This is a genomic window from Neobacillus cucumis, assembly GCF_002860255.1.
In the GTDB taxonomy this organism is placed as follows: domain Bacteria; phylum Bacillota; class Bacilli; order Bacillales; family Cytobacillaceae; genus Neobacillus; species Neobacillus cucumis_A.
Map to the genome: position 1 here is coordinate 1 of NZ_PGVE01000079.1, position 23,497 is coordinate 23,497.

19 protein-coding genes are annotated in these 23,497 nt (G+C 37.7%); 3 read left to right on the forward strand and 16 right to left on the reverse strand.

What is annotated here, in order from left to right; all coding sequences use genetic code 11:
• Positions 1-95: 95 nt before the first annotated feature.
• From CVD27_RS21140 to CVD27_RS21175, 8 genes are all read right to left on the reverse strand, one after another.
• A complete protein-coding gene (locus CVD27_RS21140) occupies positions 96-1,283 on the reverse strand; it encodes a hypothetical protein (RefSeq protein WP_101650213.1) in 1,188 nt (395 codons plus the stop codon).
• Between the two features lie 157 nt (positions 1,284-1,440).
• On the reverse strand, positions 1,441-2,637 hold the full coding sequence (locus CVD27_RS21145; RefSeq protein WP_101650214.1) for an HD-GYP domain-containing protein: 1,197 nt from the start codon (positions 2,635-2,637) through the stop codon (positions 1,441-1,443).
• Positions 2,638-2,828: 191 nt separating this feature from the next.
• Positions 2,829-4,067, reverse strand: coding sequence for an ATP-binding protein (locus tag CVD27_RS21150; RefSeq protein WP_101650217.1), 1,239 nt, complete (start codon positions 4,065-4,067; stop codon positions 2,829-2,831).
• Between the two features lie 175 nt (positions 4,068-4,242).
• A complete protein-coding gene (locus tag CVD27_RS21155; RefSeq protein WP_101650219.1) occupies positions 4,243-5,658 on the reverse strand; it encodes an amino acid permease in 1,416 nt (471 codons plus the stop codon).
• A 744-nt stretch (positions 5,659-6,402) separates the two neighbouring features.
• On the reverse strand, positions 6,403-7,152 hold the full coding sequence (locus tag CVD27_RS21160) for a C39 family peptidase (RefSeq protein ID WP_101650221.1): 750 nt from the start codon (positions 7,150-7,152) through the stop codon (positions 6,403-6,405).
• A 211-nt stretch (positions 7,153-7,363) separates the two neighbouring features.
• Positions 7,364-7,804 carry a threonine/serine exporter family protein gene (locus CVD27_RS21165; protein WP_101650223.1) on the reverse strand — a complete coding sequence of 147 codons (441 nt, stop codon included), beginning with the start codon at positions 7,802-7,804 and terminating at the stop codon, positions 7,364-7,366.
• A gap of 14 nt (positions 7,805-7,818) precedes the next feature.
• Positions 7,819-8,583 (reverse strand): threonine/serine exporter family protein, encoded by a 765-nt coding sequence (locus tag CVD27_RS21170; protein WP_101650225.1) that lies wholly within the window; start codon positions 8,581-8,583, stop codon positions 7,819-7,821.
• A gap of 118 nt (positions 8,584-8,701) precedes the next feature.
• Positions 8,702-9,040 carry a YrdB family protein gene (locus CVD27_RS21175; RefSeq protein ID WP_101650227.1) on the reverse strand — a complete coding sequence of 113 codons (339 nt, stop codon included), beginning with the start codon at positions 9,038-9,040 and terminating at the stop codon, positions 8,702-8,704.
• A gap of 403 nt (positions 9,041-9,443) precedes the next feature.
• Between CVD27_RS21175 and gntK the strand changes: the two genes are divergently transcribed.
• The gene (gntK, locus tag CVD27_RS21180; RefSeq protein WP_101650229.1) at positions 9,444-10,988 is read left to right on the forward strand and encodes a gluconokinase; all 1,545 of its coding nucleotides are present in this window, start codon (positions 9,444-9,446) and stop codon (positions 10,986-10,988) included.
• A gap of 47 nt (positions 10,989-11,035) precedes the next feature.
• On the opposite strand, the gene gnd is transcribed toward gntK, so the two are convergent.
• The gene (gene gnd / locus CVD27_RS21185; RefSeq protein WP_101650231.1) at positions 11,036-11,932 is read right to left on the reverse strand and encodes a phosphogluconate dehydrogenase (NAD(+)-dependent, decarboxylating); all 897 of its coding nucleotides are present in this window, start codon (positions 11,930-11,932) and stop codon (positions 11,036-11,038) included.
• 146 nt (positions 11,933-12,078) lie between these two features.
• Here gnd and CVD27_RS21190 point away from each other — a divergent pair, with 146 nt between their 5' ends.
• Positions 12,079-12,924, forward strand: a complete 846-nt coding sequence (locus tag CVD27_RS21190) for a MurR/RpiR family transcriptional regulator (RefSeq protein WP_101650233.1) — start codon at positions 12,079-12,081, stop codon at positions 12,922-12,924.
• A gap of 63 nt (positions 12,925-12,987) precedes the next feature.
• Here the strand turns inward: CVD27_RS21190 and CVD27_RS21195 are convergent, their stop codons facing one another.
• From CVD27_RS21195 to yfkAB, 3 genes are all read right to left on the reverse strand, one after another.
• Positions 12,988-14,319, reverse strand: a complete 1,332-nt coding sequence (locus tag CVD27_RS21195; RefSeq protein ID WP_101650235.1) for a GntT/GntP/DsdX family permease — start codon at positions 14,317-14,319, stop codon at positions 12,988-12,990.
• A gap of 224 nt (positions 14,320-14,543) precedes the next feature.
• Complete coding sequence (locus CVD27_RS21200; RefSeq protein WP_101650237.1) at positions 14,544-14,774, reverse strand: hypothetical protein; 231 nt, start codon at positions 14,772-14,774, stop codon at positions 14,544-14,546.
• Positions 14,775-14,837: 63 nt separating this feature from the next.
• Positions 14,838-15,962: a radical SAM/CxCxxxxC motif protein YfkAB gene (gene yfkAB, locus CVD27_RS21205; protein ID WP_101650239.1), complete on the reverse strand. Its 1,125-nt coding sequence runs from the start codon at positions 15,960-15,962 to the stop codon at positions 14,838-14,840.
• 198 nt (positions 15,963-16,160) lie between these two features.
• Here yfkAB and CVD27_RS21210 point away from each other — a divergent pair, with 198 nt between their 5' ends.
• Positions 16,161-16,964 carry a formate/nitrite transporter family protein gene (locus CVD27_RS21210; RefSeq protein ID WP_101650241.1) on the forward strand — a complete coding sequence of 268 codons (804 nt, stop codon included), beginning with the start codon at positions 16,161-16,163 and terminating at the stop codon, positions 16,962-16,964.
• Positions 16,965-17,086: 122 nt separating this feature from the next.
• Here the strand turns inward: CVD27_RS21210 and recQ are convergent, their stop codons facing one another.
• From recQ to CVD27_RS21230, 4 genes are all read right to left on the reverse strand, one after another.
• Complete coding sequence (recQ, locus tag CVD27_RS21215; protein ID WP_101650243.1) at positions 17,087-19,216, reverse strand: DNA helicase RecQ; 2,130 nt, start codon at positions 19,214-19,216, stop codon at positions 17,087-17,089.
• 295 nt (positions 19,217-19,511) lie between these two features.
• Entirely contained in the window at positions 19,512-20,606 is a 1,095-nt protein-coding gene (locus tag CVD27_RS21220) for a CaiB/BaiF CoA transferase family protein (RefSeq protein ID WP_101650245.1), read from the reverse strand.
• A 14-nt stretch (positions 20,607-20,620) separates the two neighbouring features.
• On the reverse strand, positions 20,621-22,192 hold the full coding sequence (locus tag CVD27_RS21225; RefSeq protein ID WP_101650246.1) for a fatty acid--CoA ligase: 1,572 nt from the start codon (positions 22,190-22,192) through the stop codon (positions 20,621-20,623).
• 135 nt (positions 22,193-22,327) lie between these two features.
• The gene (locus tag CVD27_RS21230) at positions 22,328-23,485 is read right to left on the reverse strand and encodes a thiolase family protein (RefSeq protein WP_101650248.1); all 1,158 of its coding nucleotides are present in this window, start codon (positions 23,483-23,485) and stop codon (positions 22,328-22,330) included.
• Positions 23,486-23,497 lie beyond the last annotated feature (12 nt).

The following is a 23,497-nucleotide window of genomic DNA, read 5'->3' on the forward strand; positions in this document are numbered from 1 at the left end:
TAAGAAAAACGGAAGTGTTATCTATATCAGGGAAATCCCCTATTGTGTGGGGGAAAAACCCTTAAAAAAGTTACTTTAGACAAATTCTTGTCACATTATCTTTGAAGGTATTTTTTTCGCCAGGAGTATAAAAGAAGGCCAAAACTAACTAATACTTGTAACGAAAATAATATTGCATCCCAAAACGGGAGTGAGGTTGGACCTTCCAGATATCCTGGGATTATCTTTTTCATTGCAAATATTAATTGAGGGATATAAAAGGTTATATATAAACTAATAGTCAACAAAACACCAACAAGATAAAATAAGGAATAGGTGAAAACTATATTCTTTTCACCATCAAAAACTACCTCTGTGTTAGCATGTGTTTTTTTTAATGAAAACCATTTACTAATCATCTGTTGGGCGTTTTCCATTAAATTGTAACAACCAGAAAGGTTTTCAAATACATAGTATAGATCGGTTTTCATATATATACAGCATTGGTAAACAATTCGAAGAAATGTTTCTAATACCACCACTGACAAAAGGCTTAGAAAAATCCCTGAACCGTTTGAAAAAATTAGTTGACCAACTAAGGCCAAGAAAAGAATAACCATATCAAAACAAAGCCCCGCCATATATAAAACATTCCGTCCTTTAGGAGGTAATTTCCAAACAGTGGATAAATCTGTTTCCAGTACCACCAGAATTAGCCGGTGACCTACCTCTAGTTTAGTCGGAAGATTTTGCGCCCTCATTGCTATAATATGACCAAATTCATGAATGAAAACAGAACAAAAAGTAAGAACAAGCCAAGCAATAATATTTAATACCATATAGTCAGAAATAAATAAGTCACTGTAGTGCGGGAAAAGATTTGGATGGAAAACTAATAAAAACACATTAATAAGAAACAAAACTCCATAAACAAGGAGTGCAGCCTTATTAAAAAAGAACCTTCCCACCTTCTGTGAAATCCACAAAAAACCTAAATCATCCTTTTTCTTTTCCTTTTGCTTTGAAATAATTGGTACATCATCTACTTTAGTGATCAATTGCAGCTCTAAAAGCTGTTTAGCAAAATCAATTAAGTCAACAGCTTCTTCAGGATACTTTTCTTTCAAGTTATACTGGATATCTCCTAATGTATGTCCATCGATTATTAGATAGATTGCATCGATGCAAATCTTTGGCATTTCATAGAATTCACCTGAATTCATATCTTCAACAATAAAGTGTTTATTTTCTTCTCTAATATTGAGAGGCACTAATTCAAGTTTTGAAAAAAGGGTTAGACTCATTTAAACACCCTTTCAAATAGAATTAAATAAAGAGGATGCAAGCTTTTGCTAGCACCCTCCCTTTATATTTTTATCCACCATACCAACAAATCCAACATAAACTTGTTACCTTAACTTTTTTTAATTTCCGGATCTTCAAGGGTATCACCTCCTTAAATTAGTAGATAGATATTCTTTCATTAATCACATTTACAAATGAATTGTCATGTAATTCCTTCCATTTTGGAAGGACCTGATGAAATAAATCAACTAATTCTGGATCAAATTGGGTGCCTTTCCCTTCTATAATCCGTTTATATGCTTCATCAACAGACAAAGCATTACGATACGATCTATTTGATGTCATTGCATCAAAAGCATCTGCTATTGCCGCAACCCGAGCAAGAAACGGAATTTCGTCTTCTTTTAATCGATCAGGGTAGCCTTTTCCATCCCATCGTTCATGATGGGAGCGAATAATTTCAATACTACTATTTAAACCAACTACCTTTGAAACTGCTTCTGCCCCTACAGTAGTGTGGGATTTTATTATTTCATATTCTTCATCAGACAACTTAGAAGGTTTCATTAAGATTTGGTCTGGAATGTGAATTTTACCGATGTCATGAAGTAAACAGGCAAATTCAAAATCCTTTAATTGTTCTTCTTTATACTTTCCTGTTACCTTTACAAGTTCAAGAGCATACCCTGCCACACGTTCACTATGGCCTCTTGTGTATGGATCCTTAAGTTCAAGTGTTGCAATTACACCCTTTACAAGACCGGTTAATTGCTGATCATGTGAGGTTTTTATAGCATTTACATATGATTGGAATCTTGATAATAAAATAAATGAAAAAATAGAAAGAGTTACCGATAATATAATACCTATAACTAGATTTGGAGGATTAATGACAAGCCCCACTATCAGATATTTTAATATGATTCCACTAGACACAACTATAACAAAAGGTTTACTAACAAAAATAGCTGAAAGTAACAGCCAAAAGATTTCGACCGCACTGCCTCCAGGATAATTGTCAGCATTACCAGTATAAGTTACTATATCAATTATCAAACCTATAAATGTATAGGATAGAAAGTAGATATATTTTATATAATATGATTTTTTGCTTTTTATTGCATAGTGACCTAACGGCAATAATGCGAACATTAATAAATATATCCAATATATAGGACTATCTGGTCCATCTTTTAATTTTGGATTATGCCTAGATAAGGTTGTATAAATAATATCGTAAACAAAAGATATTATATAAAATAATACTAAAAACCATTTTAAAGTTCGGGTTTCAGCATTTATAACATTTGGATCAAGGTTTTTTTTATTTGCAAACCTCTCGTAAAGGATCATTAAAATATTCCCCTTCTAGGTAGTAAGTATGGCGAAATGAATGTATTGTAATTGACACTTTCCTACATTATAAAACATTTATTTTAATATAAGTACACTAAATCCAATGGATTTATGTATAAAAAGGAAAAATTTAAAATAAATTGTAGAAATTAATCTTTTATTCAAATTCATTGAAATAGTAAATTAAATTATAGCCTTTTATGAATAATCGGTATTATCACATTGACTCTCGTTCCTTTTTTTAGGACACTTTCGTACTTTATCTCACCAAAATGATCTTTTATAATTTGGTTAGTAACCATTAAGCCTAAACCTGTTCCATCCTTTTTTGTAGTGAAAAAAGGTTCACCAAGATTCAAGATACTCTCTTCATCAATCCCCAGCCCTTCATCCTTTATTGAAATTAATAATTTCTGTTGATTGCTTATAATTTTTACTTGTATTTGAATCTGACCGCCTTCAGGCATTGATTCTATTGCGTTTTTAATCAAATTTATAAAAACTTGCTTTAGTTGTTTTTCATCACAATCCAGTGGAGGCAATGGTCCAGCCATAATGGTTTCAACAGTTACTCCTTGTCTCTCTGCCTGCTGCTGGGTAATCGATAAGGTATAGGCAATAATTCCCTCAATACTTGCTTTTTCAAATTTAATTTTTTTAGGTTTTCCCATATACATAAGATCATCAACAATTGAGTTAATGCGGTCAATTTCCTCAATCATAATTGGAAAATAGTTATTAGAATTCTGATAGTTTTCCTGCTGGAACTGAGTAAATCCTTTTAATGCTGCTAGCGGGTTCCGAATTTCATGACCAATAGCGGCTGCCATTTGACCAATCACCGCGAGTTTCTCATTTTTCTTTAGTTCATCGTAAACAACAGTTAAGGAATTAATGTAAGAATAAAACCTTACTAAAACAGTTAGAGCAATAGCAGATAAAATTAAGTTAAGTAATATGGGAAAAACAACACCAATATCCTGAAGGATTAAACCAATTAATATATATTTCCCAATGATTCCTATAGCAGTAAACCAAAAGTACTTCTTATTTACAAATATAGGTGCAAATAGAATACAGAGGACCTCTACTATATTCCCTGATGCAAAATGATGATTTGTTCCAAGATATCTAATTAAATTATCTATAATATCAATTAATAGATAGACAGCTAAATAAAGATATTTAATTAAGAAAATATTCCCTTTCTTTAATTGGTAAACAGCCACTAAAAGGGGGAACAACATTAGAAAATATATAGATAGACCTAAACCATCTCTTCCTTCAACACTACCGCCGATGTATAGCCTAATGTAGTAGTAATACACATCCCATACATAAAATAGCAGGTTAAATAAACATAAAAAAAGGATCACTGCTTTTTTTTCTTCAGCAAATAATCTAAGATTATTGCTACCTTTTTTCATATAACTAACTCCTTAATATTAAAAAAATAGCTCTTACTAGTTCTCTACTCCCATTTTACCATCTTTCACGAATCTAAGTGACAATATTTTCGTTTACTCGTTGATTTTCGACAATATTCGATTATATCGTATCAAAAAAAGAACTTGCCAAAAAGCAAGTTCTTTTTCCAATTGACTAACTGACTCTCTCCATCCGTTCACCTTTAGAATTAAGCGTTGAATGTCTACGTCCATATCCGAAATAAACAAATAATCCAATTACTAACCAAACTGCGAAACTAATCCATGAAAGGGCTGGAAGCTGAAGAGCTAAATATCCGCAGAATAAGAAAGCAAGAATCGGGATATATGGTACAAATGGTACACGGAAACCTGTTTTTGGAGCCTGCTTGTTTTTGCGCAGATACAATATTCCAACCGAAACAGTCATGAAGGCAAACAATGTACCGATATTCACCAACTCTGCAAGCCTACCTAATGGTACTAATCCTGCAAAGATTGAAACCAAAATACAAGTGATCCAAGAGTTTGCCATTGGTGTCTGCTTCTTTTTATCTACCTTAGAGAATACTTTTGGCAATAATCCATCACGGCTGATTGCATAAAATAAACGTGTTTGTCCATAAATCATAACTAATAATACTGTAGTAATACCGGCAATTGCTCCTAGTGAAATGAAACCTGCTACCCAATCTTGGTGAATGTAGTTAAGTGCAAAAGCCACAGGGTTTTTAACACCTAGCTGCTGATAAGGAACAATCCCTGTTAAGATGCCAGATACAAGGATATATAAAACCGTACAGACTAACAATGATGCAATAATGCCAATCGGCATATTTTTCTGTGGATTTTTCACTTCTTCAGCTGCTGTAGAAACAGCATCAAAGCCAATGTAAGCAAAAAATACAGTAGCTGCTCCCGTTGCTACACCAGAGAATCCAAACGGCATAAATGGAGTCCAATTGCCTGGTTTTACATACCATACTCCAACCGCGATAAATAATACTACAACTACCAGCTTGATAATAACCATAATAGTATTTAATCGAGCAGATTTCTTTACACCTTGTGTTAGTAACATTGTGATAATGAAAACAATTAAGATTGCAGGAACATCAATATAGGTTCCATTTGCAGGATTATAAGCACTTGTGATGGCTTTAGGAAAATGAATTCCAAACCCTGCTAAAAGTCCTTGGAAATAACCTGACCAGCCACTCGCAACTGCAGATGAGGCTAAACCATATTCAAGTATTAAATCCCAGCCAAGTATCCAAGCTACTAATTCACCAAAAGTCGCATAGCTGTACGTATAAGCACTTCCAGAAACCGGAACAGTTGAGGCGAATTCCGCATAACAAAGGGCAGCAAAAACACAAGCTAATCCTGATAAGATAAAGGATAGAATTAAGGCAGGGCCTGCATGTTCAGCAGCAGCCACTCCTGTGAGTACGAAAATTCCTGTACCGATAATGGCTCCGATCCCAAGCATTGATAAATCAAATGCTCCTAACTCCTTCTTTAACTTTATATCTTTTTGACCAACTTCTTGGATAAGTTGTTGGATTGACTTTTTTCTAAACAAATCCATATTAGAACCCCCCTAGGGTTTATTTTCTAAATTTTCTGAAAGGGATAATCGAAAACTTATATTTGAAATAATATAATCATTTTTCAGAAAAAGCAATATATTTTTAAAAAATACATTATTTCAAAATAGTTCCAATACATAAATTCCCACTTAATCATATTTGTTAACCTTATTTTTCACCATTACCAACTTTCATACACAATCATTTTTCTATTTCGAAAAAGCATTTTTTGTATATCGAACAAATAAAAAGTGAATATCCTTAATGAAAGCTTTATCATTATAAAAAAACTACAATCCATTGACAAGACAGAAGAAATAATGTAATATTAATATTTGTGCTTCACACAATAGAAAGTAACTTGTAATAGATAAGATAAAGCAATGTAAGAATTTTTCTGGCATTCTGCTTATGTTTTTAGATAAAAACTTATTCACACTGGATCGGCTTCGGAGCCGTTAGGATGTAAGAGAGGTAGGGCTTACGTCGTTTAGGTATAAACCATCAGGTGGAAGAATAACCGCGGCAAATTTGTTTTTATTAACAATTACAATAAATGAATTTTTACCTTGCTATGGCTGAGATTAATGACAACAACCATTCACAAGTTACAATAGATTCTGACTAAAATGAATCACATACAAAAGAAGGCAGAGGGATGATCCCTCTGCCTTCGTCCAATTTATTCGATATAAATGTCCAAATAAAAGACAAAAATGCCCTGTATAAATATAGGACACTTTTTATTCTTTTATAACAATCGCTTGCTTGCCCATTTGCTCCCAAGCTTTTATGAAACTTTCACGGTTTAATTTCTGATTTTTTCCGCCGTAAGGGTTATTAATATAGATGTAATTTTCGTCATACCCAGTTATAGCTACACTATGTTCGCTAAAGGTAATTTTAATTTCTCCTTGAGGCGTATCCCAAGTTTGGAATACGGAGATTGGAGCAAAACTAGACGTGGTAATAATCCATACAGGATTTCCTTGCCCTATCTCTTTTAAAATATCTGAAAATAGCCTGCCTGTAAGGTTAACAGCCTTATCACCGACATATTTTTTTGTCAGTTCAAATACAGGTCCATTATAAACCCCCAGCCCCGGTCCATGTGCCATATCTCCGACAAATCCGACATTAGGGTTCCCTCTCTTACCATTGCTATATCTTAAAGGTACGGTTTTAATATTGTTGGCTAACTCGTTCTTCGTCACCTTTACACCATTGTAATTTAGAATCATTGCAAGGCTGGTTACTTCACAGCCATTATAAAGCACAGGTGGATCCATTTGCTTAATTAATGGAACATCAAGTACGATACTATCTGGTAAGCTTGGAGCTTCCTTTGCCTGAAGTTCCATTTTTCTCGTTTTTAAAGGAACAGCTTCACTTACTTTTCCAGCTGCTTGACGGTCAGACATGACCGCAAAAATCGTCTTTGTTCCAAAAAATGATAGTAAAAGAATGACAAATAAAATAAGAAACTTTTTCATAGGCCGATAAACCAATCCTTGTTAGATTCTTTGCTGAACAGTAAATATCAGTAAAATACTATTCTATAACAATATCAAAATATTCTCATTGAATAAAGGAAAATCATTACCAAATTTAATCATAATTACCTATTCTTAATTTTCCCTTAACATGCAGAAACACGGGGACGGTTCTTCTGCTTCAGAAGCAGAAGAACCGTCCCCGTGTTTCCTAAATTCTGGAGTGTTTGATTTTTTTTGCAATTTGATTAATGACTTCTGAAAAAACTAACCCAAAGGCGATTGAACCTGCCAGCATGAGGACTTTTGCTCCAAATGCAATTGCAGTATTATAGTCATTTTCCACAATATTTCTCATGGCGTCATATGCCAGCCCTCCTGGTACAAGAGGAATAATTCCGGCAACACTAAAAATAATCACGGGCATTTTATATAACTTTGCCATTTCCTGACTAAGCAATGCAATGAAAATAGATGCAACTAGGGTGGCTAAAATTGCATCGTTTGAATAGTCTTCCAATAAAAAATATAATAACCAGCCGCCCATGCCAATTAAACCGCACTTTACCAAGGATTCTTTTGGTGCGTTAAATAGTATGCCAAAGGCTGCTGTGGCTAAAAAACTTGTTATTCCTTGTGATAGAATCGCCATTCTCGCTCACCTCATTACTTTAAAAATGATAATACAAATGCAATACCGGCCCCAATGGCAAAAGCCGTTAAGAAGGCTTCTGCCCCTTTTGACAAACCTGAAACCAGATGTCCCGCCATCAAATCCCGGATAGCGTTTGTCACTAAAAGCCCTGGTACCAACGTCATTACAGAACCAATAATAATGGTATCTAATTTATGTCCTAAACCGATTCTAACAAATAATAATGAAATTAACCCAATGACAAATGAAGCTAAAAACTCTGAAAAGAACTTAATCGGCACAAAACGATGAAAGGCAATAAAACTTATGTACCCTGCCCCACCAGAAATCATGGCAGGGATAAAATCATTCCAGCCCCCATTAAACATAATCATAAAACACCCGCTGGCAATGGAGGCAGCTGCTGCCTGGTATTTCATTGGAAAGGTTACATTAAGATCTTCAAGATTCTTTAATTCGTTTAATGCTGCATTCAAATCCAATTCCCCGCTGCTAATACTACGAGAAATACTATTCACCATGGCGACCTTTTTCAAGTCTGTGGATCGTTCTGATATTCTAATTAATTTTGTTTTAGTTGGCTCTGATCCTTCCGCTGAGAAAATGATTCCCGTTGGAGTAACATAACTATGTGATTTCTCTATCCCAAAGGAAGCTGCAATCCGCATCATCGTATCTTCAACCCGATAGGTTTCACCACCGCTTTGAAGCATTATTTTACCAGCTAGCAAGCATACTTCCATAATTTCATAAGTCTGTTCAACCATTTTGTCCATAAATATTTCACCACATATTTTTACTTTTAATACTTAGTTTAAATCAAACGAGGTGTTTCAAGCAATTCTGCTAAAAATAACAAGCAGCCTTATCTTTTTGAAAGGCTGCCCGTTTATCTTATTGATCCCATAATTTCATAAACACCAGATTCAAGATTACCATCACCCCATAGAGGGAAGCAAGTGTTGTTTTTTCCATTAATATTAGAGCTGTAAAAGGTAATCCAAAAACGAAGATTTCTAAAAAAAGAAATGGTAGTCCGCTTAATACAAACGGAGCTTTAGGAGCACCGAACACCCCCCAGATTACTGCCAAAAGTAACGGTGTTCCAATACCTAATACAATCTTAAGAATGGTTCCTTGTTGTGTTTTAAATCCCCAGTAACCGAGAACCGCTAATGCGATAATTTCTAGCAAGAATCGGACTCCTAAGTTTGTTTGTTTAATACCTTCCATGTTTCCCACAACCTTTTTTACCTATATATTTATTCGGTCATTTACGTATTCAACATAGGTGCAGTTACTTTTTATTTCTCTCCCCAAATATATTTTCTAGGTAATCCATTCTTTTACCTTTCTACATATAAATTTCCTTTTTAACATAAGCTATTTTCGCATAGATTGTTGTACTTCGTATAAGTTAATCACCTCATATAACTGAGTTCAACCGCCACTTTCTAAAGACCAAGGCGCTTTTATAAACATATAAATAAAATTTTAATCAAAAAGGTTTCAAATAAATGATTATTTCAGGTACAATTATTATACAAGAAATATTTTTTCATATTATTTATTAATAGAAGAATTTTTTTTCATTTATCTTAAAAGTCTTCTAATTAATATTGAAGGAGATTGTCTAATGGATAATGTATCTTACTATCTTGGCGTTGATATCGGAACTACGAGTACAAAAACAGTCCTTTATAAAGATAAAGGGACGGTCATTAGTATGCATCATGTGGAATATCCACTCTTTAGCCCCACACCATCGGTTGCTGAACAAGACCCAGACGAAATTTTCCGTGCAGTGTTAGAAACCATCAAAGTTTCAATTACAAAGGGCGAAATCGATCCTGCCAAGATTAAACTCGTCTCTTTCAGTTCCGCAATGCATAGCGTCATTGCCATGAGCGATCAAGATAAACCGCTTACCCGCTGTATTACGTGGGCTGACAGCCGTGCCACCTCTTGGGCTGATACAATTAAAAATGAACTTAATGGCCTCGCTATTTATCGAAGAACAGGAACACCTGTACATCCTATGTCCCCGCTTTGTAAAATTACTTGGCTACGCCATGATGAACCAGAGCTCTTTAATCAGACCAGTAAATTTATTGGGATAAAAGAGTATGTGTTCTTCAAATTATTTGGCAAATATGTAGTTGACTATTCGATTGCATCCGCTACCGGAATGTTTAACCTTGAGCAGCTTACCTGGGATACTGAAGCCCTAGAAGTAGCAGGGATTACGGGTGACAAACTGGCTGAACCGGTGCCGACTACCTATTATTTAACAGGGTTAAAAGAAGAGTTTGTTGCAGAGCTCGGTTTAACAGCAGAAACTCCATTTGTAGTAGGTGCCAGTGATGGTGTTCTTTCCAATTTAGGGGTTAATGCTATTGATCCTGGCGTAGTGGCGGTTACGATTGGGACAAGCGGTGCCATCCGGACGGTCACTGATAGACCAGTAACCGATCCAAAAGGCAGAATTTTTTGCTATGCGCTAACAGAGAAGCATTGGGTTGTCGGCGGTCCAGTTAACAATGGCGGTATGACCTTCCGCTGGGTGCGTGATCAGTTGGCTTCTTCTGAAGTAGAGACAGCAAAGCGTTTGGGAATTGACCCATATGAGGTATTAACGAAGATCGCCTCCAAGGTGACGCCAGGTGCTGATGGTCTTATTTTCCACCCTTATTTGGCTGGTGAACGTGCACCGCTTTGGAATGCGCATGCTAGAGGATCTTTCTTTGGTCTTGGGCTCCATCACAAAAAGGAGCATATGATTCGTGCCGTACTAGAAGGGGTAATCCTAAATTTATATTCCGTTTTACTTGCACTTCAGGAAGTTATTGGTGTTCCTACAAAAATTCAAGCAACCGGCGGTTTTGCACGGTCTGAATTATGGCGTCAGATGATGGCTGATATTTTCAACCAGGAAGTCGTTGTTCCAGAAAGCTTTGAAAGCTCATGTTTGGGTGCCATTGTCTTAGGTATGTATGCTTTAGGAGAGATTGAGGATTTCTCCATTATGTCTGAATTGGTCGGTTCAACACATGCCCATCAACCAATCGAAAACAATGTAAAAATATATGAGGATTTAACACCCATCTATATCCGCGTTTCTCGCCGATTAGAAGAAGAATATAGTTCTATTACTCACTTCCAGGAGAAATGGGTGAAATAATAAATCAAAAAAACAAGCATCCAGCCGGATGCTTGTTTTTTACGGTTTTAATTACTTTCTACTGCATGACCGCCAAATTCGTTTCTGAGAGCCGCAACAACCTTACCAGTGAAGGTGTCTTCTTCAAGTGAACGATAACGCATCATCAATGACAAAGCCGTTACAGGCATAGCAGTTTGAAGTTCAAGTGCGGTTTCAACCGTCCATTTACCTTCTCCAGAAGAATGCATAATTCCTTTAATTGAATCGAGCTTTGGATCCTTAGAAAAAGCATTTTCTGTTAGTTCCATCAGCCAAGAACGGATTACGGAGCCATTATTCCAAACCCGTGCAACCTTTTCATAATCAAAATCAAAATCGCTTTTTTCTAAAACTTCAAATCCTTCAGCGATCGCCTGCATCATTCCATACTCAATGCCATTATGAATCATCTTTAAGAAGTGACCACTGCCGCTCTTTCCTGCATACAAATAGCCATTCTCAACATTAATATCACGAAAAACAGGTTCAATAGTATGAAAAACTTCTTTATTTCCCCCGATCATCATGCAGGCGCCTTCCCTAGCACCGGCCATACCGCCACTTGTACCGACATCAAAGAAATGAATACCTTTTTCAGACAGTTCCTTTTCTCTTCGAATGGAGTCCTTATAGTGTGAATTTCCTCCTTCGATCACAATATCTCCCTCAGCTAGGAGCCCCTTAAGCTCGTCAATCACTTGTTCAGTAATCGGCCCAGATGGAACCATTACCCACACGATTTTAGGAGCAGCAAGCTTATCAACTAGGGCTGCAATAGATTCGGCACCAATTGCCCCTTCTTCGCTGATTTTTTTAACCGCTTCGTTATTCACATCAAATGCAACCACATTATGTTCATTATCCATTAAATTCAGGGCTAAATTATATCCCATTTTCCCTAATCCAATTAAACCGATTTCCATGAGAAAAACCTCCGAAATAAATTTCATTTTATATTATTATTATATGAAAAAATTTTTCATAAATCAAATACTCTTTGAAAAAATATTTTTTCAGACAATTTCATGCTATAATTAATGTATAGATACTATAGAAGGGAAATCATGTTATGGCGCAAAACTGTTTAGGAAAAATACGTTCATATTACGCACGCTTAAGTGAAAAAGAGAAAAAAGTCGCTGATTATATCCTAGAGAACCCTGAAAAAATTATTCATAATACAATAAATGAAGTCGCCGAAGATTTACAAGTGGCTGATGCTACAGTTTTCCGCTTTTGTAAACGGATTGGTTTTAAAGGCTATCAAGCAATGAAAATTTCCCTCGCTTCGGAAATTATTGAGCCTATACAGCAGATCCATGAGGAAATTAGCGTTAACGATAATGAAAAAACAGTAGCAGATAAAGTTTTTCATTCAAATATCAGGACCTTAGAAAATACATTACAAATACTAGATGGAGCTTCCATTCAAAAAGCGGTAGGGCTGTTGATGAAAGCAAAACGTGTGGAATTTTACGGAACAGGCGGATCGAGTGTAGTGGCAATGGACGCTTTTCATAAATTTGTGCGCACAGGAATTAAAGCGTTTGCATTTATTGACTCCCATTTTCAACTGATGTCAGCTTCACAATTAGGAGAAAATGATGTTGCAGTTGTGATTTCGCATTCAGGGACAAATAAGGACACAATCAATATTTTAAAAACCGCCAAGAAAAATGGAGCAAGAACCATCGGGATCACAGGCTATCCAAAATCTCCAATTTGCCAAATTTCAGATGTAGCACTATATACAAGTTCAGAGGAGACTGAATATCGATCTGAGGCGCTCTCTTCTAGAATAGCGCAATTAAGCCTCATTGATGCCCTTTATGTCAATATTATGGTTCTAAATAATGAAAAAGCAAAACGCTCACTTGGAAAAGTGAGGGAAGCCATCTCAGAAACAAGAATATAACTTTTTGTTATATTCTTAAAGGCATAACAAAAAGGATGACCTATATTAGGCCATCCTTTTGTTTTATACGAACATATTAAGAATAAGTGCACCTATAAACGCCGTGAAAGATAGAATGGTTTCTAAAACAGTCCATGTTTTAAATGTTTCCTGAATAGAAAGTCCTAAATACTCTTTTACCATCCAGAAACCTGCATCATTAACATGAGAAAACATTAACGAACCTGCACCAGTAGCGATAACCAGTAACTCTAAATTTACACCCGACATCTGTGCAACGATTGGTGCAACAATTCCAGCCGCAGTTGTTAAAGCTACAGTTGCTGAACCAGTTGCAATACGGATTAAACCAGCAATTAAGAAAGCTAATACTAGTGGAGATAAAGACATACCTTCAGACATAGAAGCAATGACCTTCGCAACTCCGCTTTCAATCAGAATCTGCTTAAATCCACCGCCAGCTCCAATAATTAAGAGAATCGATCCAACCGGTAAAATACATTCCTCTGTGAATTTTTTAATAGTGTTTTTATCAATTCCCTGGCGGAATCCTAAGAAATAAAAGGCAAAGAAGCAAGATATTAATAGAGCAATGATTGGACTACCGATAAACACTAAGAACTTTTCAAAACCTGCTGGAACAGATAAATAGGGTGCTGCTGTTCCTAAGACCATTAAAATAACTGGCATTAATATTGAAAGGAAAGAGATTCCCACACTTGGCAATGACTTTTTATCCAGTTGGTCGTCAATACGCACTAATTCAGGTTCACCAACTGGTACGACGCGCTTGTTAATAAATTTAGCAAATAACGGTCCGCCAAGAATACCTGCAGGGATGGCGATTATTAAAGAATAAAGTAAAACCTTTCCAAGATTAGCGCCATAAAGTCCAATCGCGGCAATGGCACCTGGATGCGGAGGCACTAATCCGTGAACAATGGATAAACCTGCAATCCCTGGTAAAGCAATTAGTAAGATATTTTGTTTAGATGCTTTTTGAATCGAAATAACAAGTGGTAACAAAATTAAAATTCCAACTTCAAAGAATACAGGAATACCAATTACAAATCCTGATAAAAACATGGCCCATGGTAATTTCTTTTCACCAAATACTTTTATGAAGAAATTAGCAATTTGCAATCCTGCTCCTGATTCAGACAACATTTTTCCTAAAATTGTTCCTAAAGCTAAAATACCGACTAAGTGTCCTAATGTACCGCCAACGCCCGTTTCGTAAGCGGCTACAATCTTATCTAAACTTAATCCTGACATAATTGCCAGGAATAAACCAGCAACTGTTAAACTAATAAACGCATGCCACTTAAACAATGAAACTCCTAAAATAACAATAACAATTGAGACAAGTGTAATTAGTAATAAATAGGCATCCATTAAACTGCCACCCCTCTAAGTTAATAAAACATTTTGCTGAATCGCCTTGAAAGCACTTCCAACAAAATCGATTATACGAAAAAAAATTTCTTTTTTCAACACTAAATTTCAAAAAATATTTATTTTTTTAAAATGTAACGAAAAATTTTTTCATTTAATTAAAGATATATCCGAGAGGAGGCCTTGGCAAACAAACAAAAGACGGGTGCTAAAGCCCCGTCAAACTACTCTCCAATATTGTTTTCAAACCATTCCTGAAGCTCTTTTAAAGAGGTAAAACTAAAGATCTCTTCACCATTCTGACCATTGTCAAATCCGGTATTTCCTCTCAAAGTTATTCGCCCCTCATCCTCTGAAACAAGGATCGCATAGGGATGATGGACATTTATATACCTTGCATCCAAATCCGTATCGAGCCAATTCTTGCTTTGTAAAAATGTTTCAATATGATTCATTCACTTCCCTCCAATCCTTTTTATTGTTCCAATCTACAAAAAAAAGAGACAAAAAAATGTCTCTTAGAGTATTTTATTTATCTTGTTTTTACGTTTGCTAAAGTCAATTTCTTGATAATAACTATTTTTCACTAAAATATTAGGCCCTAAACACCCAGCAGCTGGGCAATGGCAGCTTAATTCTTTTGCCAGTGTTGAAGAACTCCATGTTTCATATGCAGTCAATAAATTAGTCGTTTGAATATTTCCCAGCGGTGGTGTATCACCAAAATCAGTTACGATGATATCACCATTAAATATATTCACATTTAAACGCGAACGTCCATCAGGATCGTTTCTTACTGTTACGTTTTTACTTTCATATAGTCTTTTTAAGAGGTTTAAATCCTCCTGTTTGCTGCTGCATGCATAAAATGGCAGTGTTCCAAAGAGCATCCAGACATTTTCATCGCGAATATCCAATAAATGATGAATGGCTTCTCTTAGCTCACTAAGTGAAAGTGTTTCTAGATTACTTGCGAAATCACTCGGGTACATAGGGTGGATCTCATGCCGTTGACATAACATTTCATCAACAATTTGACGGTGAATTTTTTCTAAATGCGGCAGTGTCCGTTTGTTTAACATAGTTTCGGCAGAAACCATAATTCCAGCCTTCACAAGCTCACGGCTGTTTTCTATCATTCTCGTAAAGTAGGCTTCTCGCTGTTTCATATCAGGCTGTTTTTCCATTCGAGCAAAACCGCCTTGGACGAAATCATCCACTGTCCCCCAGTTATGTGATATATGTAAGACATCTAGATAAGGGGCAATTAACTCATACCGGCCTAAATCAAGGGTCAAATTAGAATTAATTTGAGTGCGCACACCCCGCTCATGGGCGTACTTTAATATTGGTCCTACATAATTCTTTACAGAGGATAAGGAAAGCATCGGTTCTCCGCCTGTAATACTTAAAGAACGTAAGGAAGGAATTTCGTCTAACCTTCTTATTAACAGTTCAAGCGGAAGAGCTTCCGGGTCCTTTGTCTGTAATGTATAACCAACTGCACAGTGTTCACAACGCATATTACAAAGCGTTGTTGTTGTGAATTCAATATTTGAAAGCAGTGGTTTTCCATATTCCTCAATGTCTAAATAAGCTTCCCATGGATCATATTGGGGGGTTATTTTTTTTTTAATTAGCATATGAACTCCTTAAAAATCAGTCTTTAAAACTTATATATTATAGCTGATTTTGGGACAAATGGGTTGTATAAACTGTTACAAAAGTTTATGTTGATGAAAATGTGTATATTCAAGGAATATTGTCCAAAAATATACATATCTCGACTTCTTTCGTTTACAATATACAGATAATAAAAACGTTGGAATGGTGGTAATCTTATGGAAATGCAACCTTTACATGAGGCGGAAAAACTCGCTCTAAAAAAGATGAGAATTTTTCGCCAAAGTATTTTACGCTATCTGCTGAGGGCCATGCTTGCCAGTATGTTTATCGGCTTTGGAGTAATTGTTGCCTTTAAAACAGGGAATTTTTTCTATTTAAAAGATTCCCCTTTTGCCTATCCTATGGCCGCACTTACCTTTGGAGCAGCGATCATTTTGATTGCATATGGCGGCGGTGACTTGTTTACAGGAAATACATTCTATTACACATATGCCGCAATCCGTAAGAAAATGGCATGGGTGGATGTTATCAAACTATGGATTTGCAGTTATATCGGAAATATTTTAGGAGCAGTCGTCTTCGCCTTTATAATCTTTACTACTGGACTCTATTCGGAATCATCTGTAAACGGCTTTTTGCTTCATGTCGTTGAAGTAAAGATGCAAGTTCCAACCACTCAATTATTTTTCCGGGCTATTCTTTGTAACTGGCTTGTTTGTATGGCCTTTTTCCTTCCAATGGGGTTAAAAGGTGATGGGCCTAAAATGTTTGCAATGATGTTATTTGTCTTTTGTTTCTTTATTTCCGGATATGAACATAGTATTGCGAATATGTGTACATTTGCTATTGCCCTAGTATTGAATCATCCTGGGACGATTTCGTGGGCTGGAGTGGTCCATAACTTAGTTCCCGTAACAATTGGAAATTTAATTGGCGGAGCTGTTTTTATGGCAATGATGTATTATTATGCTAATAAGCCATTCTTAGATGAGTATGATAAGGAACAAGAGAAACATTAATTCCTATCTACCTATCGACAATTTTCCCGGGAAATACCAACAAAATCTACTGGTTATCGACAACATTTATGAATATTATAGGCTGGCAAGCAAGAGAGTTTTTGCTTTGCCAGCCTTTATTACTAATTATCTTTACTAAAAAAATAAAGATAGGCTTTAATCATGAAATAACTTACCTCATCAGGAAGCAGTTCCTTCATCGGTTTTAAACGGCTCCTCCCTGCTTCGGTTACAGCCTGTTCAAGTAATGGCAGGTATTCAGCCGGAATAAGTTCGGCAAAGTTAACCTCCATCCCCTGTTGTGCACATTGAATCATATGCTCCTCTACTGTTTGGAGAGATAACTCCCGTTTTTTTGCGATCTCATTTAGTGAAAGATTCTCTTTGTACAGTGAATAAGTCTCTAAATGTGAGTCACGAACTGCCTTTTTGGCTGTCTTTTTCGATGCATTAGCTGCTGGTATCACTTCACTTTGATATTCTGGATGTTCCTCGAGATAAGTCCGAATAGCTTGAATAAATTCTAAACCATATTTTTGAAGCTTATGTTCTCCTACCCCACTCACCTGTAGAAATTCATCATTTGTTTTCGGCTGTTTGGCACACATATCTTTTAAGGATGCATCTGAAAAAATCACAAATGGCGGCACCTGCTCCGCTTCAGCAATGCTCTTCCGAACTTCTCTTAAGCTTTCAAACAATGGGTCATTTTTCGACACTTGTTTGACCTGCACAGCTTCTCTTCGGTATACCTGCTGCTTGCCTAAGAGAACATCTTTTCCTTTCGGAGCAACAAAGATCGTTGGAAATTGTCCCTGTTCGATTGCGATTAATTCCTGTGAGATTAAGAATTCAATAAATTCTCCTACTTCTTTTGCACCTTGATTTTTCATGATTCCATAAGTAGTCAGCTGATCAAAGCCTAACTCTGTAACCTTTTTATTCTTTGAACCTGTCAGTACTTGCGCGGTTAGATTTTTTCCAAACCTCTGCCCCATTCGAATGACACAGGACATCACCATTTGTGCCTCTTTCGTTACATCGATTCGTGTTCTTGAATCTAGGCAGTTTCCGCATCTCCCACAACTCTCGGTTTCTGTTTCGCCAAAATATTTTAAAATAAATTCTTGCAGACAGTTTTCGGTATGGCAATAATCCGCCATAAGCTGTAGCTTCTCAAGCTCCTGGGTCATCCTGCTTCGGTCACTTGATTGATCGATGAGGAACCGCTGCACTTGGACATCCTGCGATGAATAAAGCAAAATACATTCACTATCTAAGCCATCCCGGCCAGCACGGCCTGCTTCTTGATAGTAGCTTTCCATATTTTTCGGCATTTGAAAATGAACCACAAAACGGATATTTGATTTATCAATCCCCATTCCAAACGCAGAGGTGGCGACCATCACAGACGCTTTATCTTCTAAAAATCGTTCCTGTTCTCTCGCACGGTCAGCATCCCCCATCCCGGCATGATACCGTGCCACATTGATTTGTTCCTTACGGAGTCTTTCATAAAGCTGATCAACATTTTTTCTAGTAGCGGCATAAATAATCCCTGCTTCTCTCTGATTCTTCTTAAGATAATCAAGGAGAAACTTTAAACGGTCCTGTCCTTTAATAACTGAAAATGATAAGTTTACCCGTTCAAATCCTGTAATGATACTATTCGCCTGATCGATTTGAAGGGAATGACAAATATCCTCACGAACTCTTGGCGTCGCGGTGGCAGTCAGGGCGAGTACCAATGGTTTTTGCGGAAGGTTGTTGGCCATCTGTTGGATATGACGATAGCTTGGACGGAAATCATGTCCCCATTGTGAAATACAGTGTGCCTCATCCACCGCCACTAAAGGTATATCCATCTGTCTTAGGTCCTCAATAAAATCATAGGATTCTAGTCTTTCAGGTGCTATGTACAATAGCTTGTATTTCCCTGATTTTGCTTCGTTGATTTTTCTAGTTGCTTCTGAAAAACTCAACGAACTATTAATAAATGCAGCTGGAATTCCTACTTGATTGAGGGTATCTACTTGATCCTTCATTAAGGAGATTAATGGGGAAATAACGATCGTGGTACCAGGAAGGACGAGGGCCGGGATTTGATAACAAATGGATTTACCGCCGCCCGTCGGCATGACACAGATGGTATTTTCACCTGATAATACAGATCGGATTGCTTGTTCCTGCCCGTTTCGGAAGGAGCTGTAACCAAAATGGGTTTTTAGTAGAGAAAGTGCTTGTTCAAACAAACTGTTATCTCCTTTCTAGTATTTCAAATTTTGTGACTGACTATATTATACTGCTTTGAAGGAAATACCGCTTTATTAATTTAATAAACCGAAAGATAAACCATTTTGCGAGAGTAATATCATCTTATCCGAGAGTATTCTCTTCTATGCGAGAGTAAAATCAGCACATCCGAGAGTATTCTCTTCTATGCGAGAGTAAAATCAGCTCATCCGAGAGTAATTCCTGCTCATCCGAGAGTATGCTTATCTATAGCCATAAAAGTAAGGCTGTCGATATTAACCGACAGCCTTACTTTTATATCCATATACTATTTAAAATCTCCGCTTGGTGCTCACCTTTTTTAGGAGGAGGTGCAATCAATGGGAGTTTCAAGTCGCTGTGCATCTTAACCTGATAATCTCCCCAGGACGATGCAAAGATCAGTTCTTTTTCTTTAAAATAAGAATTCTCACTTAACTCCCCGACCTCTAAAACAGGTGCCATACAGCAATCCACAGTCTGGGAAAACTCAATCCATTCATAGAAGGTCTTACTTTTAAAAAGGTCCGTGACCGCCAGGAAGAGACTATTAGAGATATCTGTTTTGGAAAAGTGAGCATCTAACCATTCTTCACGACCGTGGGCTAAGCAAAAATTCTTCCAAAACTTTGGTTCCAAAGCCCCTAAACTCATAAAACGCTGATCTTTCGTTTCATAAATGGCATACGAAATAATACTTCCGTTTAAAACATTAATACCTGCTCCTTCCCCTGTTTCTTTTTCAATCAATACGTGATTTCCAAGCAGGGATACGAGCTGGTCAGTAATCGAAATCGAATGATAACTTCCTTGGCCGGTCATTAGTTTTTGGACGAGACCGGCCAAAATCCGTTCATTGGCAGCAAATCCGCCAAAATAATCTGCAAGCGTAATGGACGGATGAATAGGTCTGCCTTGTTGATCTTTGAGCTGAGCGAGGACTCCACTTAGAGCCATATAATTAATGTCATGGTTTCCAATTTTACTTAACGGCCCCGTTTGACCGTAGCCAGAGATAGAGCAATAAATAATATCTGGCTTTACCAGTTTGACCGTTTCATACCCTAAGCCGAGTTTCTCCATGACTCCAGGTCTAAAACTTTCTATCAAAACATCGGCATGGGCAATAAGGTTGACTGCTGTTTCCACGTCCTCTTTCTCTTTCAAGTTCAGAGTAATACTCCTTTTTTGTCTATTATTAGCGAGAAAGACAAGACCGGTATCTCCTTTTAATACCCCTGTATTTCTGGCTGGGTCTCCTTCGGGCGCCTCTACCTTAATGATTTCCGCCCCTAATTCCGCTAGTCTCAGTGTCGCAAATGGTCCTGGAAGATAGTTTGTAAAATCGATAACCTTTATTCCTTTTAACATTGATAAAACACCTCTCAATTGCTGGAATCCGGGGTAAGAAGCTCCTCTAATTGTTTTCTCAACACAAACTTTTGAATTTTACCACTTGCATTCCGTGGGAGTAACTCACAAAACACATATTGTCGAGGACGTTTATAATTGGCGAGCATATCACTATTTTTGCAATACTCATCCAACTCCTCTGCTGTTATGGCAGGATTCTTTTTAACAACGAATGCAGTTACCGTCTCCCCCCAGCGGTCATCTGGCTGACCAACGACTGCGACGTCTAGGACTCCCTTATGTCCATGTAAAATGTCCTCTACCTCTCTCGGATAAATATTTTCACCGCCGCTAATGATCATGTCATCGACACGGTCATTGACATAAAGATATCCTTCCGCGTCCAGGTAGCCGATATCTCCAGAATGATACCAGCCTTTATACATCACCTTTTCTGTCGCATCTTCACGATTATAATAACCAATCATCATACATGGCCCCTGCACAATAATTTCACCCGTTTCTCCTGTTGGGACCAGATCATCCGGATCAGATGGTCCATCTTCCCTGGTCCGCGCGATTCGAATATCATGACTTAGGGCCGCTTGTCCGGCAGAGCCTGCTTTTCGAAGTTGATCTTTCTCAGACAGGAAAGTAATCGCAGGTCCCATTTCCGTCATCCCGTATGCCTGAATCAGGGAAATACCCAAGCGGTCATGAAGCGCATGAACAAGGGATGGTGCCATAGGTGCAGCACCATATAACCCAAGCTTCAAACTAGAGAGGTCATATTGGCTTAAATCTTCTTGCAGGAGCATATTCCACATCGTTGGGGCGGCAAATAATTTGGTGATCTTTTCTTGTTCAAACAGTTGAAGGATGGTCTTTGAATTGAATTGATGCAGGATGACATTACTAGCGCCGACATGTACACGTGGAATAAACGCACAATGGAGTTCTGCACAATGGAACATTGGGGCAGTGACAAGACCGACATCATTTGCTTCAAGCTTTTCGGCAGCTATACAAAGTACACTTTGATCGACCATATTTCGATGGGTATGCATAACACCTTTCGGCCTTCCAGTGGTTCCACTGGTATAGATAAATGCATAAATGTCTGTTTCAACTACCTCTATATTAATGTCCTGTGGTGATACTTCCGTAACCTTTTCTTGAAATGATGAAGCATAATCTGGCTTGTCTGCATCGATAAACCAGAAGGACGTTTGATTGAAGCGGCCCTCGATTGCCGTAATGACAGGCTCTAATGCCTTTTCAAAAATAACAACCTTTGGCGCAGCATCTGAAAAAATAAAGGCAACCTCTTCAGATGTTAAACGAAAGTTAATCGGATTAAATACAGCCCCAATTTTAGCGCAGGCAAACAGAGCTGTTCCTAATTCTTCAGTATTAAACATGAAGGTGGATACTCGATCTCCTTTTTTAACCCCCTCTTTTAAAAGGGCATTAGCAAGCCTATTGACCCGTTCACACCACTCTTGATAGGTGTACCGGATATTTTTTCTTACATCGTAGATTGCCGGTTTGTTCGGGAATTTTTTCACTGTTAAATCAAAGATCTTACCAATCGTTGTACTCATTAGGCCGCCTCCAATTAATTTGAATTAAGGGCAGCCGGGACTGCCCTATAATTTTAGCCGGAATTTGGTTAATCAGCGATTTTGTAAGGTTTTCAGCGATTTTTTCGTTTTATCTTTAAATTAGGATTTTAAACGTTATAACAATCGTTCAATAATAGTCGCATTCGCCATTCCATGCCCTTCACACATGGTTTGTAATCCGTATCGCCCACCTGTCCGTTCAAGCTCGTGCATCATAGTAACCATTAAACGTGCACCGCTCGCGCCTAGTGGATGTCCTAAGGCTATCGCTCCCCCGTTTGGATTTAGCTTTGCTGGATCGGCACCAGTCTCTTTTAACCACGCAAGTGCTACTGGTGCAAAAGCTTCATTAACCTCAAATATATCAATATCATCAATGCAAAGACCTGATTTTTCTAAGGCCTTTTGTGTTGCTGGAATTGGCCCTGTCAGCATCAAGGTTGGATCAGATCCAACGACTACACGTGTGTGGACCCGGAAGCGCGGTTTTAAACCTAGTCCGTCGGCTTTTTCACGCGACATAAGCAGCACTGCTGCAGCACCGTCACTAATCTGACTGGAGTTCCCGGCATGAATGACTCCATCTTCTTTAAATGAAGGCCGGAGCCCGGACAAAGCTTGAAGGGAAGTCCCTTTTCTTGGACCCGAATCATCTTTTATAACGGTAGTAGTTCCGTCTGGTAATGGTACATTAATCGGAAAAATTTCCCTTGAAAAATATCCCTCTTCCTGTGCCTTTAAAGCTTTTTGATGGCTTTCCAATGCAAAGCGGTCAAGTTCATCCCGGCTAAATCCATATTTTTCAGCAATCCGCTCAGCAGAAAGCCCTTGATGGATCATTTCATACCTTGACCTCAATGCCGGGCTAAAGGGCTCTTCTGCGCCTTTATAGTTAGACCCCATAGGTACACGGGACATGCTTTCAACTCCTCCAGCAATAACCACATCCATGTCACCGGAGAGTATTGCCTGTGCTGCAAAATGTACAGCCTGCTGACTGGATCCGCATTGACGGTCAATGGTTGTTCCTGGCACCTCAATTGGGAAACCGGCTATTAATGCAGCTACCCGTGCGATATCACCAGCTTGCTCCCCCGATTGTGTGACGCACCCTAAAATAACGTCATCAATCATTGCTGGGTCAATGCCGGCCCTGTTCATAAGCTCTTTTAAGGTTAACCCTGCCAAATCGTCCGGCCTAATATCCTTTAACACCCCATTTTTTCTTCCAACCGGTGTACGCACACCTTCGACAATAACCACTTCACGCATCTTCATATCCTC